We start from the raw sequence: 15,391 nt of genomic DNA on the forward strand, positions 1-15,391 counted from the left end.
TAGTGAATGTCACCTACACAACAGACCGGGCCCCTCCGCTTCCGCGTGAGGGGCCCGTCGGTGTCGTGCCAGCGCGTCAGACGCCGCCCGCGCCGCTGGTGGAGTCGTGTTTGCCGACACCCTTCTGCAGAGCGATGAGCTCCGTGTCGGTGGTCGGCGCCACCGGGTGGTGCAGCGGGTCGACGGCTGCCGCGCCGGCGCCCGTGGTGCCGGTGCTGCGCGGCGAACGCGACAGACGCTTCTCGAGGAAGTTCGCGAACCACGACAGCAGCAGGCACATCACGATGTAGATCGCACCGATGACGATGCCCGCCTGCAGGATCGGGCGCCCGGGCTGCGACGTCAGCTGCTTGGCGAAGTACAGCAGCTCGGGGTACGTGATGATGAAGCCGAGCGCGGTGTCCTTGAGCGTGACGACGAGCTGCGCGACGATGACCGGCAGCATAGCCCGCACAGCCTGCGGCAGCAGGATGAGGCGCATGACCCCGCTCTTGCGCAGACCGATCGCGTAGCCGGCTTCCTTCTGGCCGCGCGGGAGCGACTCGATGCCGGCACGCAGCGCCTCGGCGAGCACCGACCCGTTGTAGGCCACGAGCGCGATCACAACGGCCCAGTACGGCTCCATCCGGATGCCGAGCGTCGGCAGGCCGTAGTACATGAGCATCATGAAGATGAGCACGGGGACGGCACGGAAGCCCTCGATGACGACACCGAACGGGACGCGGACCCAGGCGTGGTCCGACAGACGGCCGATGGCCAGGACGAACCCGAGCGCGAGCGACCCGACGGCGGCGAGCCCGAAGGCGGCGAGGGTGTTGCCGAGCGCGCGCAGGATGCCGAGCCAGACGTTGCCGAAGCTGAAGACGTACCACTTCTCGGCGGAGAACTGCCCGCTCACGGCGAAGCGGTAGACGACGAAGCCGATCGCGGCCGCGACGAGGAGGACGGTGACGATCCCGAGGATGCGGTTGCGCAGGATCGCCCGCGGGCCCGGGACGTCGTACAGGACGGAAGTCATCGTGCGATCCTCCACTTGTTCTCGAGGCGTCGCTGCAGCGCGCTGAGCAGCAGCACGAGGACGACGAAGACCAGGGCCACCCAGAGCAGCACGATCAGGGCGTTCTCGCCGCGCTCGCTGAGGTTGGAACGGATGACGCCGAGCTCGGCGACCGAGAAGCCGGCGGCGACCGTGGTGTTCTTCAGCAGAGCGATGAAGACGCTCATCATGGGCGGCACGACCGAGCGGAACGCCTGCGGCATGACCACCAGGGTCATGACCTGGCCGAACGTCAGGCCGATGGCGCGAGCGGCTTCGGCCTGTCCGACGGGGACGGTGTTGATCCCCGCGCGGATCACCTCCGCGACGTAGGTCGCGGTATAGATTCCCAGCGCCCAGATGCCGAGCACCGTGAAGCCGGGGTTCGGCAGGTCGAGCTGGGGGTAGCCGAACGCGAAGAAGAAGAAGACGAGCGTCAGCGGGGTGTTGCGGATCGTGTTGACGTAGACCGTGCCGAAGGCGCGGGCCGCGGGGATCGGCGAGACGCGCATGGCGCCCACGAGCGTGCCGAGGACGAGGGCGATCGCTCCTCCGGCGAAGAACAGCAACAGGGTGTTGCCGAGCGCCTCGCCCCATAGGTCGAGGTTGTCGGTGATGACGCCCACATGGTCTCCTTGGCTGGTTCGGGGCGGGGGCGCTCACGCCCCCGCCCCGCGGTCATGGTGTCGGTGCGACTCAGTAGGCGTCGACGGCCGGCTGCTCGACCGTGATGCCCGACTCGCCGAGGTTCTTGTCGAAAATCCCCTGCCACACGTCGCCGCCGTCGGTCAGCAGCTCGTTGATGTGCGTGCGGAACGCGTCGTCGCCCTTGGCCAGGCCGACGCCGTAGCGCTCCTCGCTGAAGGGCTCGCCGACGACCTTGATGTCGTCCGGGTACTGCGCCGCGTAACCGATCAGGATGGCCTGGTCGGTGGTGACGGCGTCGACGGTGCCGTTGATGAGCGCGTCGACACAGGCCGAGTACAGGTCGAACTCCTCGGTCGGAACCTCGGGGTAGTTCGCCTTGATGTTCTGGATCGGGGTCGAACCCGTCGCCGAGCACACGCGGGTGTCGGCGTTGAGGTCGTCCTCGCTCGCGATGTCGCTGTCGGCGGCGACGAGCAGGCCCTGGCCGGTGATGAAGTACGGGCCGGCGAAGTCGATCTGCTGCTTGCGCGCATCGGTGATCGAGTAGGTGCCGACGTAGTAGTCGACGTCGCCGTTCACGATCGCCTGCTCGCGGTTCGCCGAGGCGATCGCCTTGTACTCGATCTTGTCCTCGTCGTAGCCGAGCGATGCGGCGATCCAGCGCGCGATGTCGACGTCGAAACCGGTGCGCTCGTTCGTCGTGGCGTCGAGGAAGCCGAGACCGGGCTGGTCCTCCTTCACACCGACGATGACCTTGTCGCGCTCGGTGATCGCGTCGAACGTGGGGCTGCCCTCGAGCGAGACGTCGGAGGCGACCTCCCAGAGAGCTCCCGTGCTCTCCTCGTCGCCGCCGCCGGCGGCGCCGGGCGACGTGGGCGAACCGCTGTTGCAGCCGGTCAGGGCGATCGCAGCGATGGCGACACCGGCGAACGCGCCGGTGATGCGGGTCTTGCGCATGTGGTCCTCCTGGGTTGGGGGTCATCCGCGCCCGGTGCAGGGCGTGGAAGCAGTGATGTCAGTGGGTGATGAGCTTCGAGAGGAAGTCCTTCGCCCGGTCGCTGCGCGGCGCGGTGAAGAACTGCTCGGGGACGGCCTCTTCGACGATCTGACCGTCGGCCATGAACACGACACGGTCGGCCGCCTTGCGGGCGAAGCCCATCTCGTGCGTGACGACGATCATCGTCATGCCGTCCTGAGCGAGGCCGACCATGACGTCGAGGACCTCGTTGATCATCTCGGGGTCGAGCGCGCTGGTGGGCTCGTCGAAGAGCATGACCTTCGGCTTCATCGCAAGCGCACGCGCGATCGCGACGCGCTGCTGCTGACCGCCGGAGAGCTGAGCGGGCAGCTTGTCGGCCTGGTGGCCGACGCCCACGCGGTCCAGGAGCTCGCGCGCGAGCTTCTCGGCCTCGGCCTTCTTCGTGCCCTTGACCTTGATCGGGCCGAGCGTGACGTTCTCGAGGATCGTCAGGTGCGAGAAGAGGTTGAAGGACTGGAAGACCATGCCCACGTCGGCGCGCAGCGCAGCGAGCGCCTTGCCCTCGGACGGCAGCTTCTCGCCGTCGATCGAGATGGTGCCGTCACTGATCGTCTCGAGACGGTTGATCGTGCGGCACAGCGTCGACTTGCCCGAGCCCGAGGGGCCGATGACCACGACGACCTCGCCGCGGTTCACCGTCAGGTCGATGTCCTTCAGCGCCTGGAACGAGCCGTAGTGCTTCTGCACGCCCTCGATCACGACGAGCGGGTCGCCGCGACGCACGGTGATGTTCGACGTCGGCGGCGCCGGGTTTTCGGGAGTGGTCATAGGAAGTCACATTAGGAGCACTCCCCCGTCGACGCCCGCCAATCGGCCGCCGAGTCACCGATCTGTAACAGAATCGGAATACACGGCCGGTCCGCCGGCATCCTCGTCGACTCGCCCTGTATCGCGGGTACTCGGTGGCCCGCACCCGCCCTTCTCGCCGAGTCGACCGGAACGGATCAGCCGGCGCGCTGCGCGAACGCCGTCTCGTAAAGGCACACGCTCGCGGCTGTCGCGAGGTTCAGCGATTCCGCGGCACCGTAGATCGGCAGCCGCAACGCCAGATCGGCCCGCGACAGCGCCTCGTCGTCGAGGCCGTGCGCCTCGTTGCCGAAGAGCCAGGCGGTCGGCTCGGCCAGGGTGGCGCGGTGCTCGAGGAAGTCCGCGCCCTTCACGTCGGCCGCGACGACGCGCATGCCGGCGGCGTGCGCCCGTTCGATCGCGGTCGTCAGCTCCACGCCGACGGCCACGGGCAGGTGGAAGAGCGAGCCGGTGGTGGAGCGCACCACCTTCGGGTTGTACGGGTCGACGGTGCGTCCCGTCAGGACGATGGCATCGGCGCCGGCGGCATCCGCGGCTCGGATGATCGTGCCGAGGTTGCCGGGGTCGCGGATCTCTTCGCAGATCGCGATGAGGCGCGGCGTGCCCGCGAAGACATCGCGCACCGAGGTGGGCGACTGTCGCGCGACCGCGATGATCCCCTGCGGCGTGACGGTGTCGGCCATCGCCGCGAGCACCGCCTCGCTCGCGAACACGATGTCGAGACCGGCTTCTTCGGCGGACGCCCGCAGTTCCGGATGCCGCTCCACCGCGGCCGGGGTCGCGAAGACCTCGACGATGGTGTCGGGGCGGTAGGCCAGCGCCTCGCGCGCCGCCTGCGGACCCTCGAGGAGGAAGAGCCCCGACTCCTGGCGCGCGCTGCGCTTGGTCAGCTTGGCGACGGCGCGGACGCGCGGCGATCGGGGGTTCTCCAGCACCGTTTCAGCATACGGCGAAGGGGCGCCCTCCCTTCGGAGGACGCCCCTTCGTGCGGTGCGTGGAACGCTGCGGACCGATCAGGCCTTGGGAGCGTTGACGTCGGCCGGCAGAGCGCCCTTGGCCGTCGCTACGAGCGACGCGAAGACGGCGGGCTCGTTCACGGCGAGCTCGGCGAGCATACGACGGTCGACCTGCACACCCGCGAGGCCGAGGCCCTGGATGAAGCGGTTGTAGGTGATGCCGTTCTGGCGGGCAGCGGCGTTGATGCGCTGGATCCACAGACGGCGGAAGTCGCCCTTGCGCTTGCGGCGGTCGCGGTACGCGTAGACGAGCGAGTGGGTGACCTGCTCCTTCGCCTTCCGGTACAGGCGCGAACGCTGTCCGCGGTAACCGGAGGCGCGCTCGAGGATGACGCGACGCTTCTTGTGGGCGTTTACTGCCCGCTTGACTCTAGCCATTTCGTTTGTTTCCTATTCGTGCGCAGCAGCGCTCAGATGCCGAGGAGCTTCTTGGCGACCTTCGCGTCGCCGGGAGCCAGGATCTTGTCGGCCGACAGGCGGCGCGTGCGCTTGGTGGGCTTGCCTTCGAAGTTGTGGCGGAGGTTCGCCTGCTGCTTCTTGATCTTTCCGCTGCCGGTGACCTTGAAGCGCTTCTTGGCACCCGAGTGGGTCTTCTGCTTCGGCATGTCTCTTCCTTCGTTGTGTATCCCGCGAGGCGGGAGTCTGGGGGCTACTCCGCCGAGGCGGGAGCGGCGTCTTCGGTCTCGGGCGCGTCGCCGGAGCGGGCCTGACGTGCTGCCTCCTTGTTGGCGGCGCGCTGGGCGTTCTGCTCGGTCTTCACCTCGGACTTGTTCTTGTGCGGCGCGATGACCATCACCATGTTGCGGCCGTCGATCGTCGGATTCGACTCGACGGTGCCGAGCTCGGCGACGTCCTCGGCGAACTTGCGGAGCAGGCGCACGCCCTGCTCGGGACGCGACTGCTCACGGCCGCGGAACAGGATCATCGCCTTGACCTTGTCGCCCGCCTGGAGGAAGCCCTCGGCGCGCTTGAGCTTGGTGATGTAGTCGTGCGCCTCGATCTTCAGACGGAAACGGACCTCCTTGAGGACCGTGTTGGCCTGATTGCGACGCGCTTCCTTGGCCTTCTGAGCCGCTTCGTACTTGAACTTGCCGTAGTCCATGATCTTGACCACGGGCGGCTTCGAGTTCGGGGCGACCTCGACGAGGTCGAGCTCGGCCTCCTGCGCCAGACGCAGGGCGACCTCGATACGGACGACGCCGACCTGCTCTCCAGCGGGGCCGACGAGGCGAACCTCGGGGACGCGGATGCGGTCGTTGGTGCGGGGATCGCTGATGTGCGGAACTCCTGTTCGTGCGGTGGTGGCCACCGGGACGCGAGGACGCGACCCGGGCGGAAGAGCATCGCATCCACCCGCACGACGCACGTGCGTCGGCATTCGTGTTCCGCACCCTGGCTACCCCGGCCGCGGTGAGACGGACGGAGCGGAGTGCATGACCCGGTAGCCTGGAACGGCAAGCGCGGGTGGGATGTGATCCTCTTTCGATCCGGAGTAGAACACTCCGGTGCCCGCATAGTCTAGCAGAGAGCGACACGTGGACACGAACCCCGCCGACAACAGCACGTTCACCGACGACGCGGCTCGTCGCCAGCGGTGGGAGGAGCAGGAGCGCGCCGCCTCCGCCGCGACCCGCGACATCGCCGATGTGCCCGCGGTCGAGGTCATCACGACCGCCGCGGTGCACCTCATGAGCGCCGCCGCCGTCAAGGTCGGACTCGCCGACGACCCCGCCACGCAGCTCGACCTCGACGAGGCCCGCAAGCTCATCAACGCCCTCGCCGGACTCATCACCGCCGGCGCTCCGGAGATCAGCGACATGCACGCGCGCTCGCTGCGCGACGGCCTGCGCTCGCTTCAGCTCGCCTTCCGCGAGGCGTCGACGATTCCCGACCCGATCGGCAAGGGCCCCGGCGAGAAGTTCACCGGTCCCGTCACCTGACGCGGGCTCAGGAGCCGCGGACGAGCTTGACCGTCAGCGAGTCGACGAGCACGGCGATGCGGTCGTCCGCGGCCCAGCGGGAAGCCAACCTCGACAGCACGGCGTCGAGCTGTGCGGCATCCAGCCCGTCGACGAGGTGCAGACGCACGACCAGCTCGGGCCCGCGCATGCGGGCTTCGGGGTCGCCGGCAGCGACCGACAGGTCGAGCACCGCGAGCTCTCCCCCGATGCTGGCCTGCAGCGCCGTGAAGACCTCGGGCGAGGTCGGTGCGGGCTCCCACGCCTGGCCCTGACCGATCGCCCACACGGCGGGACGGCGGAGCACGAACTCCGTCTCCGACCCCGGGTCGATGACGATCAGGTCGGTGTCGTCGGATGCCGCGGCGAGGGCCGTTCGCACACCGTCGGCGGGCACCGGGCGGGCGACGGCATCCCAGCGCGCCAGCGTCTCGACAGACGTGAACACCGGCAGCACGCGGCGACCGTCGGGCGCGGCGACGGTGACGATCGACAGCTCCTGCGTCTTGTCGACGGGCAGCCCCGTGGGACCCACGCCCTCGTCGCCCTTCTCAGGCACGAGCGGGATCAGCAGGCGCGCGGATCGGTACGCCTCGACGACGGCGACCGCGTCACCCGAGCCCGTGCGGAACGCCCGGAGCGCGGCGAGCAGCGCGGGGTCGGCCGAGCCGTCGTCGCCCGCGTGGGGGTTGGACTCGAAGCTCCGCCCCTCCCACGGCACGCCGGCCGAGTCGGCCGCGTGGCCGCGAGGGTCGTCAGTCTCCGGCGACATCCAGCGCCTCGGCCAGCGTGAAGGCGCCGGCGTAGAGAGCCTTGCCCACGATGGCACCCTCGACCCCGAGCGGCACGAGCTCGCGCAGCGCGGCGATGTCGTCGAGGCTCGAGATGCCTCCCGACGCGACGACCGGCTTCGGGGTGCGCGAGGTGATCTCGCGCAACAGGTCGAGGTTGGGGCCCTGCAGGGTGCCGTCCTTCGTCACATCGGTCACGACGTAGCGGGTGCAGCCGGCGTCCTCGAGACGCTCGAGGACGTCCCACAGGTCGCCACCGTCGCGGGTCCAGCCCCGCGCGGCGAGCGTCGTGCCGCGAACGTCGAGGCCGACGGCGATCGCGTCGCCGTAGCGGCCGATGACATCGGCCGCCCATTCCGGGTTCTCGAGGGCGGCGGTGCCGAGGTTGATGCGCGAGGCGCCGCTCTCGAGTGCCGCCTCGAGCGTCGCGTCGTCGCGGATGCCGCCCGACAGCTCGATCTGGACGCCCTTGATCTGCTTGATGACCTTGCGCAGCACGGCCGTGTTGTTGCCGCGGCCGAAAGCGGCGTCGAGGTCGACCAGGTGGATCCACTGCGCCCCCTGCTTGGCCCACGCCAGCGCGGCCTCGACCGGGTCGCCGTAGGTGGTCTCGCTGCCGGCCTCGCCCTGGGTCAGGCGCACGGCCTTCCCGCCGGCGACGTCGACGGCGGGCAGGAGGATCAGTTCGGGGGTGGACGCGAAGTCGTTCATCACATTCCAGATGGTGAGGGAAGACGCACTCGTCCGCGCGAGAACGCCACGGAGGAGACTAGTGGCGCGGCAGGGCGCCGATCCAATTGGAGAGAAGTCGGATGCCGGCGGCCCCCGACTTCTCGGGGTGGAACTGGGTCGCCGACAGCGGCCCGTTCTCGACCGCCGCCAGGAACGGCACGCCGTAGTCGCACCAGGTCACGACGGGCGCGGCGAAGGGCTTCATGACCTCGAGGCTCCACTCCTGCGCTGCGTAGGAGTGGACGAAGTAGAAGCGCTCGTCTTCGAGGCCGGCGAAGAGGGTCGACCCCTCCCCCGCGCGCACGGTGTTCCACCCCATGTGGGGCAGCACCGGCGCGTCGAGCTCGGTCACCGCGCCGGGCCACTGGCCGAGCCCGGCGGCGTCGTGGCCGCGCTCGACACCGAGGTCGAACATCACCTGCATCCCGACGCAGATGCCCAGGACCGGGCGACCGCCGGCGAGGCGTCGTTCGATGATCTCGTCGCCGCGGCTCTCGCGCAGCGCCGACATCACCGCACTGAAGGCTCCGACTCCGGGAACGAGGAGCCCGTCGGCGTCCTGGATCAAGCCGCGGTCGGACGTCAGGCGGACGTCGGCTCCCGCTGCCGAGAGGGCCTTGACCGCGGAGTGGACGTTGCCCGAGCCGTAATCGAGGACGGCGACCAGCGGCGCGGTGCGATTGTCGTCCGACGCGTCGGTCACAGCGCTCCCTTCGTGCTGGGGATGCCGTGCACGAACGGGTCGAGGGCCTTGGCCTGCCGGAACGCGCGTGCGAACGCCTTGTACTCCGCCTCGGCGATGTGGTGCGGGTCGCGACCGCCGAGCACCCGGACGTGCATCGTCAGCCCGGCGTTGAAGGCGATCGCCTCGAAGGTGTGACGCACGAGCGAACCGGTGAAGTGACCGCCGATGAGGTGGTACTCGTACCCCTCGGGCTCACCCGTGTGCACGAGGTACGGCCGGCCCGAGATGTCGACGACGGCCTGGGCCAGCGCCTCGTCGAGCGGAACGAGAGCGTCGCCGTAACGCGAGATACCCGACTTGTCGCCCAGGGCCGAGCGCAGCGCCTGACCGAGCACGATCGCGACGTCCTCGACGGTGTGGTGCGCGTCGATGTGGGTGTCCCCGGTCGCACGCACCGTGAGATCGGTGAGCGAGTGCTTCGCGAACGCGGTGAGCAGGTGGTCGAAGAACGGAACGGTCGTCTCGATCGTGCTGACGCCGGTGCCGTCGAGGTCGAGCTCCAGCTCGACGGACGACTCGCTCGTCGCGCGACGGATACGGGCCGTTCGGGAGCTGGTCATGCCCCCGAGTCTATCGAGGCCAGGGCCTCGAGGAACGCGGTCGTCTCGTCCTCCGTGCCCGCCGTCACGCGCAGAGAGTGCGGGATTCCGACGTCGCGGATGAGGATGCCGCGATCGTAGAGCGCCTGCCACGTCGCCTTCGGGTCGTCGACGCCGTCGAAGAGCACGAAGTTCGTCCAGCTCTCGTACGCGCGGTAGCCGAGAGCGTCGAGCGTCGCCGACATCCGGTCACGCTGCGAGACGATCTCGTCGACCATGCGCAGCATCGTCGACGAGTGCGAGAGCGCGGCGGTCGCGGCCGCCTGCGTGAGAGCGCTCAGGTGGTACGGCAGGCGCACGAGACGCAGCGCGTCGATCAGGGTCGGGTCACCCGCGAGGTAGCCGACGCGGGCGCCGGCGAAAGCGAAGGCCTTGCTCATCGTGCGCGACACGACGAGCCGCGGGCGGCCGCCCAGGAGCGTGATCGCCGAGGGCGACTCGCGCGGCGCGAATTCCTGGTACGCCTCGTCGACGATGACGATGCCGTCGGTCGCCGCGTAGACCGCTTCGATCACGTCGAGGCCGAGGGGCGTGCCCGTCGGGTTGTTCGGCGCGCAGAGGAACACGACGTCCGGCCGAGCCTCCGCGACCTGGGCCGCGGCGGAAGCCGGATCGAGCGCGAAGTCGGGGCCGCGCGTGCCGGTGATGTAGCCGGCACCGGTCGCACGCGTGAGCAGGGGGTACATCGAGTACGTCGGACCGAACCCCATGGCGGTGCGCCCAGGCCCGGCGAAAGCCTGGAGCAGGTGCTGCAGCACCTCGTTCGAGCCGTTGGCGGCCCAGATGCGGTCGGCGGTGAGGCCGTGGCCGAGGTATTCCGCGAACGACTCGCGCAGGTGGGTGAACTCGCGGTCGGGATAGCGGTTGACCTCCCGCAGGGCGCGAGCGATCGCGTCGAGGATGTCGTCCGCGACCTCCTCGGGAACCGGGTGGGTGTTCTCGTTGACGTTGAGCGCGACCGGCAGCGGAGCCTGCGGCGCACCGTACGGGGTGAGACCCCGCAGATCGTCTCTGAGGGGCAGATCATCCAGACTCGGGCTCATCCCACCCATGCTAGGCGGCGACGCGTATCAGTGACGCCGCGTCGTCATCGGACGCATTCGGAATGGATCAGCGGTGAGGGGATCAGCTTTCGGTCCCGTACTCGGCCGGGATCGCGAGAGTCTGGCCGGCGTCGAGCTGGCCCGAGCCGAGGGCGTTGAGGCGGACGATCGCGTCGACGACGTCACGGGGGTCGGCGTGCGGCGCGACCTCTTCGGCGATGGTCCACAGCGAGTCGCCGGACATGACCGTGATCGTCGTGAACGAGCCTTCGGGCGCACCGGCCTCGGAAGACGCGAGCGCGCCGCCGCCGGAGATGACCGCGATGCTGACCGCGACGACGGCCGGCAGTGCGGCGACCGTGGCGAGCACGCGGCGGCCACGCTGCGTCAGACGCAGACGCGTACGGGGCGACGGCACGTGGCGGACATCGATGGTGGTCATGGCTTCTCCTCTGGAGCGGTAAGAAGGTTCGCGCCCGACCCTCGGCCGGGAAGGCCGGGTGCGAACTTCATTTCCGAACGTATCTTCGATATTGTGTGGTGTCAACCACTCGTCGAAATCGGAGACCGATCGAAGAGACACGCGGACGGTTCCGCGGCGTCTGCTGCCGATCGGGCTACGTTTTCGACAGCGAGAGCCCACCACGAACCTCCGACATCGGGTCGGGGACGGGGCGCGACGACAGGAGACCGGCGGTATGAGCGAGAAGCCGCAGACGCGACGACGCAAGAATCTGAGCGACAAGCAGCTCGCGATCCTCGAGGTGATCCAGCGCGCCATCGCCCGCAACGGCTACCCGCCCAGCATGCGAGAGATCGGCGACGCGGTCGGACTCAAGTCCCTCTCGAGCGTCACGCATCAGCTGAATCAGCTCGAGCTGAGCGGCTACCTCCGTCGCGACCCCGGCAAGACCCGCGCGATGGAGGTTCTGATCGACCTTCCGGGCACCGCCGCCGAGAATCCCGCCGATGCAGCCCCCGCGCTCGGCGACGCCGCCCTCGTGCCCTTGGTCGGCCGCATCGCCGCGGGCGTGCCGATCACCGCCGACCAGCAGGTCGAGGAGATCTTCCCCCTTCCCCGTCAGCTCGTCGGCAAGGGCGACCTGTTCATGCTCAAGGTCGTCGGCGACTCGATGATCGACGCCGCGATCTGCGACGGCGACTGGGTCGTCGTGCGGTCGCAGGCGACCGCCGACAACGGCGAGATCGTCGCCGCGATGCTCGACGGGGAGGCGACGGTCAAGACGCTCCGCCAGCGCGACGGACACACCTGGCTGCTCCCCCGCAACTCGGCGTTCGAGCCGATCCTCGGCGATGACGCCGTCGTCCTCGGCAAGGTCGTAGCCGTCCTCCGCACCGTCTGAGCACCACGGCCGGCCGCACGACGACGGGGTCGCTCGCGTACGGTGGCCTCATGTCCGCGCAGCTCCCCTACGGTTCCTGGCCCTCCCCGCTCACCGCCGCGTGGGCGAGCTCGTCCTCCCTGCGGCTCGACGGCGCGGCCTTCGTCGGCGACGAGATCTGGTGGGGCGAGTCGCTGCCCGATGAGGCTGGACGCGTCGCCGTGCGCCGACGGACCGCCGACGGCGGCGTCGAGACCGTCCTGCCCGGCCCCTGGAACGCGCGGTCGCGCGTCCACGAGTACGGCGGCGGTGCGTGGACGGTCACCGACGACGGCATCCTGTTCTTCGTCGACAAGGGCGACCAGCGTGTGCGCCGGCTGCGCCCCGGCGGCACTCCCGAGGCGCTGACGCCCGCCGATGAAGGCACGAGCTACGGCGGGCTGCGCTGGCAGCACGGAACGCTGTTGGCCGTCCGCGAGCGTGAACAGGCGGGCGGGACCCCGACGCGTCACATCGTGCGCATCGACCACGACTCCGACGGCGACGAGTCGGCGGAGTCGGTGACCGTGCTCGCCGGCGGCAGCGACTTCGTCGCGCAGCCGGCTTTGTCGGCCGACGGCGAGCAGCTTGCGTGGGTCGCCTGGGATCACCCCGACATGCCCTGGGACCGTACCCGGGTCCGCGTCGCCCGTGTCGCCGACCCCGCGCACGTCACCGACGTCACCGACGGCACGACCGCGGCCCTGCAGCCCGAGTGGCTGCCCACGGGCGAGCTCCTGCTGATCGACGAGCCGACGGGTCGCTGGAACCTCTACCGGACGGATCCGGGCACGCAGACGGCCGCCGAGCCGATCGCGCCGGCCGACGCCGACACGGGCGGCGGGCTCTGGGTGCTCGGGGCGCGCTGGTACGCACCTCTCGACGACGGACGCATCCTCGCGGTGCGGACGCACGGCGCGGATCAGCTCGTGCTCGTCGATCGCGAGGGCGGCGGCATCCCTCTTCCCTTCCCCGCGACCGCACGGCTGCAGATCGAGGACGTCCGCGGCGGGCGAGCACTCGTCAGCGGAGCGGCCCCGGGCGCCTCGGGCCTGTGGATCGTGGACGTCGGCGACGGGGAGGTCACCGCGGTGCGCGGCGGGATGCCGGATGTCGACGACGTGTGGATCCCGCACGCCCGTCAGCTCACCGTCGAGGGACCCCACGGCCCCGTCCATGCCTTCGCCTACGCTCCCACCCACCCGGAGGTCTCGGCGCCCGCGGGCGAGCTTCCGCCGTACCTCGTGTGGGTGCACGGCGGACCCACCGCGCACGTCGGAGGCACCGCCGACAGCAAGGTCGCCTACTTCACCAGCCGGGGCATCGGCGTCCTCGACGTCAACTACGGCGGGTCGACCGGGTACGGCCGCTCGTACCGGGAACGCCTGAAGGGGCAGTGGGGCATCGTGGACGTCGACGACGTCGCCGCCGCGGCTCGCGGACTGGCCGACGACGGACTCGCTGACGGCGCACGTCTGGCGATCGAGGGCGGCTCGGCCGGCGGATGGACCGTCCTGGCTGCTCTCGTCGGCACCGACGTCTTCGGCGCGGGCGTCTCCCGCTACGGCGTCGGCGATGCGCGCGCCCTCGCCGCCGACACGCACGACTTCGAAGCCCGCTACCTCGACGGTCTGATCGGACCGCTGCCCGAGGCGGAGCAGGTCTACATCGATCGTTCGCCCCTCAGCCGTCCCGAGCGCTTCCGCGTGCCCCTGCTGCTCCTGCAGGGCGACGAGGACGCCGTCGTGCCGCCTGCGCAGGCCGAGGCGATCCGCGACGCCCTGGTCGCCCAGAACGTCCCGCACGCGTACGTGCTGTACGCGGGCGAAGGGCACGGCTTCCGGCGCAGCGAGACGATCATCCACGCGCTCGAGACCGAGCTGGCGTTCCTCGGTCAGGTGTTCGGGTTCGACACCCCGGGCGTCGCGCCGGTCGAGCTGACCTGACGGCGCGCCTCTGACGCGGCCCCGGCCCGCGATACATCCGTCGGGCCCGCGGTGCGGGTGAGGCCGACCGCCGGCGCGGGAGTCTCACCCGCACCGGCGGTCCGGCGGCTGTATTGCGTCAGACCGTGAAGGGCGCGAGCTCGGCGGCGAGGCGCTCGGAGACGTGCGCGTGCACTGCGGTGCCGTCCTCCTCGTGAGAGGTCGCGATGATGTGTCCGCTCTCGTGCACCGCGGCGATGAGGTCGCCCCGGTCATAGGGTACGAGCGCTCGGACCTCGACGGCCGGCAGCGGCAGGGCGTCTTCGATGGCGGCACGCAGCTCGTCGATCCCCTCGCCGGTGCGCGACGACACGAAGTGCGCCGTCGGCTCCAGCCCGCGCAGCAGCAGCCGAGCATCGTCGTCGACGAGGTCGGCCTTGTTGAAGACGACGAGCTCGCGGGTCGCGCGTGCGCCGACGTCGCCCATGACATCGCGAACGGTCGCGAGCTGGGCTGCCGGGTCGGGGTGCGATCCGTCGACCACGTGCACGATGACGTCCGCGCCCGACACCTCCTCGAGCGTCGAGCGGAACGCCTCGACGAGCTGGTGCGGCAGGTTGCGCACGAACCCGACGGTGTCGGTCAGCGTGTACACGCGACCGTCGGCCGCCTCGGCACGGCGCACCGTGGCGTCGAGGGTCGCGAACAGGGCGTTCTCGACGAGCACCCCGGCGCTGGTCAGCCGGTTGAGCAGGCTCGACTTGCCGGCGTTGGTGTAGCCGGCGATCGCGACCGAGGGGATCGTGTTGCGCCGGCGCTCGGCGCGCTTGGCCTCTCGCGAGGGAGCGAATTCGCGGATCTGCTTGCGCAGCTGCGCCATGCGCGTGCGGATGCGGCGACGGTCGAGCTCGATCTTCGTCTCACCCGGTCCGCGCGAGCCCATGCCCGCGCCGCCCGCGCCGACCTGTCCACCGGCCTGACGGCTCATGGACTCACCCCAACCGCGCAGGCGGGGCAGGAGGTACTCGAGCTGTGCGAGCTCGACCTGCGCCTTGCCCTCGCGGCTCTTGGCGTGCTGGCTGAAGATGTCGAGGATCACCGTCGTGCGGTCGATGACCTTGACCTTGGCGACGTCCTCGAGGGCGCGCCGTTGGCTGGGGGCGAGTTCGGTGTCGGCGATCACCGTGTCGGCGCCGACGGCCGCGACGAGATCACGCAGCTCGGTGGCCTTGCCTCGGCCGATGTAGGTCGCGGGGTCGGGATGCGGACGGCGCTGGAGCACGCCGTCGAGCACGACCGCGCCGGCCGTCTCGGCGAGGGCGGCCAGCTCCCGCAGCGAGTTCTCCGCGTCCTCCTGCGAGCCCTGCGGATAGACGCCGACGAGCACGACGTTCTCGAGCCGCAGCTGGCGGTACTCGACCTCGGTGACATCCTCGAGCTCGGTGGACAGCCCCGGAACACGGCGCAGCGCGGCGCGCTCCTCACGGTCCCACTGGTCGCCGTCGGTGTCGCCGTAGGCCACCGTCGAGGCATCCTGCAGCGCCTGCGCCGAGCCGAAGACCCGGACGCCCGAGCGCGACTCCGCGCTCGCCAGAACACGATCGATCGGGTCCACCGCGATGTCGTCGTCGCCGTCGGGGGTGGTGGTGTGTGTCATACCTTCTCTTCCC

18 protein-coding genes are annotated in these 15,391 nt (G+C 70.1%); 3 read left to right on the forward strand and 15 right to left on the reverse strand.

Annotation, left to right across the window (positions count from 1 at the left end; translation table 11 throughout):
• Positions 1-76 precede the first annotated feature (76 nt).
• The 8 genes from JOF37_RS04555 to infC form a co-directional block, all read right to left on the reverse strand.
• Entirely contained in the window at positions 77-1,018 is a 942-nt protein-coding gene (locus tag JOF37_RS04555; RefSeq protein WP_210005501.1) for an amino acid ABC transporter permease, read from the reverse strand.
• The gene (locus JOF37_RS04560; RefSeq protein ID WP_210005502.1) at positions 1,015-1,662 is read right to left on the reverse strand and encodes an amino acid ABC transporter permease; all 648 of its coding nucleotides are present in this window, start codon (positions 1,660-1,662) and stop codon (positions 1,015-1,017) included. The genes JOF37_RS04555 and JOF37_RS04560 overlap by 4 nt, the downstream gene beginning before the upstream one ends.
• Before the next feature lie 70 nt (positions 1,663-1,732).
• A complete protein-coding gene (locus JOF37_RS04565) occupies positions 1,733-2,641 on the reverse strand; it encodes a glutamate ABC transporter substrate-binding protein (RefSeq protein WP_210005505.1) in 909 nt (302 codons plus the stop codon).
• 58 nt (positions 2,642-2,699) lie between these two features.
• Positions 2,700-3,491: an amino acid ABC transporter ATP-binding protein gene (locus JOF37_RS04570; RefSeq protein WP_210005507.1), complete on the reverse strand. Its 792-nt coding sequence runs from the start codon at positions 3,489-3,491 to the stop codon at positions 2,700-2,702.
• A gap of 176 nt (positions 3,492-3,667) precedes the next feature.
• Positions 3,668-4,465: a TrmH family RNA methyltransferase gene (locus tag JOF37_RS04575; protein WP_210005509.1), complete on the reverse strand. Its 798-nt coding sequence runs from the start codon at positions 4,463-4,465 to the stop codon at positions 3,668-3,670.
• Positions 4,466-4,543: 78 nt separating this feature from the next.
• Positions 4,544-4,924: a 50S ribosomal protein L20 gene (gene rplT, locus JOF37_RS04580; protein ID WP_023951735.1), complete on the reverse strand. Its 381-nt coding sequence runs from the start codon at positions 4,922-4,924 to the stop codon at positions 4,544-4,546.
• A 32-nt stretch (positions 4,925-4,956) separates the two neighbouring features.
• On the reverse strand, positions 4,957-5,151 hold the full coding sequence (gene rpmI / locus JOF37_RS04585; protein WP_005048908.1) for a 50S ribosomal protein L35: 195 nt from the start codon (positions 5,149-5,151) through the stop codon (positions 4,957-4,959).
• A 44-nt stretch (positions 5,152-5,195) separates the two neighbouring features.
• Entirely contained in the window at positions 5,196-5,822 is a 627-nt protein-coding gene (gene infC / locus JOF37_RS04590; RefSeq protein ID WP_071919400.1) for a translation initiation factor IF-3, read from the reverse strand.
• Between the two features lie 259 nt (positions 5,823-6,081).
• On the opposite strand from infC, the gene JOF37_RS04595 reads away from it, so the two are divergent.
• A complete protein-coding gene (locus JOF37_RS04595; protein ID WP_210005511.1) occupies positions 6,082-6,486 on the forward strand; it encodes a DUF1844 domain-containing protein in 405 nt (134 codons plus the stop codon).
• A gap of 7 nt (positions 6,487-6,493) precedes the next feature.
• Here the strand turns inward: JOF37_RS04595 and JOF37_RS04600 are convergent, their stop codons facing one another.
• From JOF37_RS04600 to JOF37_RS04625, 6 genes are all read right to left on the reverse strand, one after another.
• Positions 6,494-7,276: an SseB family protein gene (locus JOF37_RS04600; protein WP_210005521.1), complete on the reverse strand. Its 783-nt coding sequence runs from the start codon at positions 7,274-7,276 to the stop codon at positions 6,494-6,496.
• A complete protein-coding gene (gene priA, locus JOF37_RS04605) occupies positions 7,260-8,006 on the reverse strand; it encodes a bifunctional 1-(5-phosphoribosyl)-5-((5-phosphoribosylamino)methylideneamino)imidazole-4-carboxamide isomerase/phosphoribosylanthranilate isomerase PriA (protein ID WP_210007667.1) in 747 nt (248 codons plus the stop codon). The genes JOF37_RS04600 and priA overlap by 17 nt, the downstream gene beginning before the upstream one ends.
• Before the next feature lie 58 nt (positions 8,007-8,064).
• The gene (gene hisH / locus JOF37_RS04610; RefSeq protein WP_210005524.1) at positions 8,065-8,730 is read right to left on the reverse strand and encodes an imidazole glycerol phosphate synthase subunit HisH; all 666 of its coding nucleotides are present in this window, start codon (positions 8,728-8,730) and stop codon (positions 8,065-8,067) included.
• Positions 8,727-9,332 carry an imidazoleglycerol-phosphate dehydratase HisB gene (hisB, locus tag JOF37_RS04615; protein ID WP_210005526.1) on the reverse strand — a complete coding sequence of 202 codons (606 nt, stop codon included), beginning with the start codon at positions 9,330-9,332 and terminating at the stop codon, positions 8,727-8,729. The genes hisH and hisB overlap by 4 nt, the downstream gene beginning before the upstream one ends.
• Positions 9,329-10,414 carry a histidinol-phosphate transaminase gene (locus tag JOF37_RS04620; protein ID WP_210005528.1) on the reverse strand — a complete coding sequence of 362 codons (1,086 nt, stop codon included), beginning with the start codon at positions 10,412-10,414 and terminating at the stop codon, positions 9,329-9,331. Before JOF37_RS04620 ends, hisB begins: the two co-directional genes overlap by 4 nt.
• Before the next feature lie 82 nt (positions 10,415-10,496).
• Positions 10,497-10,856, reverse strand: a complete 360-nt coding sequence (locus tag JOF37_RS04625; RefSeq protein ID WP_210005531.1) for a LysM peptidoglycan-binding domain-containing protein — start codon at positions 10,854-10,856, stop codon at positions 10,497-10,499.
• 256 nt (positions 10,857-11,112) lie between these two features.
• On the opposite strand from JOF37_RS04625, the gene lexA reads away from it, so the two are divergent.
• Entirely contained in the window at positions 11,113-11,778 is a 666-nt protein-coding gene (lexA, locus tag JOF37_RS04630) for a transcriptional repressor LexA (RefSeq protein WP_210005533.1), read from the forward strand.
• A 50-nt stretch (positions 11,779-11,828) separates the two neighbouring features.
• Positions 11,829-13,742 carry a prolyl oligopeptidase family serine peptidase gene (locus tag JOF37_RS04635; protein ID WP_210005535.1) on the forward strand — a complete coding sequence of 638 codons (1,914 nt, stop codon included), beginning with the start codon at positions 11,829-11,831 and terminating at the stop codon, positions 13,740-13,742.
• 118 nt (positions 13,743-13,860) lie between these two features.
• Here the strand turns inward: JOF37_RS04635 and hflX are convergent, their stop codons facing one another.
• Positions 13,861-15,378: a GTPase HflX gene (gene hflX, locus JOF37_RS04640; RefSeq protein ID WP_210005537.1), complete on the reverse strand. Its 1,518-nt coding sequence runs from the start codon at positions 15,376-15,378 to the stop codon at positions 13,861-13,863.
• Positions 15,379-15,391: the final 13 nt, after the last annotated feature.

The sequence above is a fragment of the Microbacterium imperiale genome (assembly GCF_017876655.1).
GTDB lineage: Bacteria > Actinomycetota > Actinomycetes > Actinomycetales > Microbacteriaceae > Microbacterium > Microbacterium imperiale.

Coding starts and splice junctions, on each gene's coding strand:
- hisB (WP_210005526.1), bottom strand. CDS start 9,332: ATGACCAGCTCCCGAACGGCCCGTATCCGTCGCGCGACGAGCGAGTCG.
- JOF37_RS04620 (WP_210005528.1), bottom strand. CDS start 10,414: ATGAGCCCGAGTCTGGATGATCTGCCCCTCAGAGACGATCTGCGGGGT.
- lexA (WP_210005533.1), top strand. CDS start 11,113: ATGAGCGAGAAGCCGCAGACGCGACGACGCAAGAATCTGAGCGACAAG.
- JOF37_RS04565 (WP_210005505.1), bottom strand. CDS start 2,641: ATGCGCAAGACCCGCATCACCGGCGCGTTCGCCGGTGTCGCCATCGCT.
- rpmI (WP_005048908.1), bottom strand. CDS start 5,151: ATGCCGAAGCAGAAGACCCACTCGGGTGCCAAGAAGCGCTTCAAGGTC.
- rplT (WP_023951735.1), bottom strand. CDS start 4,924: ATGGCTAGAGTCAAGCGGGCAGTAAACGCCCACAAGAAGCGTCGCGTC.
- JOF37_RS04600 (WP_210005521.1), bottom strand. CDS start 7,276: ATGTCGCCGGAGACTGACGACCCTCGCGGCCACGCGGCCGACTCGGCC.
- JOF37_RS04635 (WP_210005535.1), top strand. CDS start 11,829: ATGTCCGCGCAGCTCCCCTACGGTTCCTGGCCCTCCCCGCTCACCGCC.
- priA (WP_210007667.1), bottom strand. CDS start 8,006: ATGAACGACTTCGCGTCCACCCCCGAACTGATCCTCCTGCCCGCCGTC.
- JOF37_RS04570 (WP_210005507.1), bottom strand. CDS start 3,491: ATGACCACTCCCGAAAACCCGGCGCCGCCGACGTCGAACATCACCGTG.
- JOF37_RS04625 (WP_210005531.1), bottom strand. CDS start 10,856: ATGACCACCATCGATGTCCGCCACGTGCCGTCGCCCCGTACGCGTCTG.
- JOF37_RS04555 (WP_210005501.1), bottom strand. CDS start 1,018: ATGACTTCCGTCCTGTACGACGTCCCGGGCCCGCGGGCGATCCTGCGC.
- hflX (WP_210005537.1), bottom strand. CDS start 15,378: ATGACACACACCACCACCCCCGACGGCGACGACGACATCGCGGTGGAC.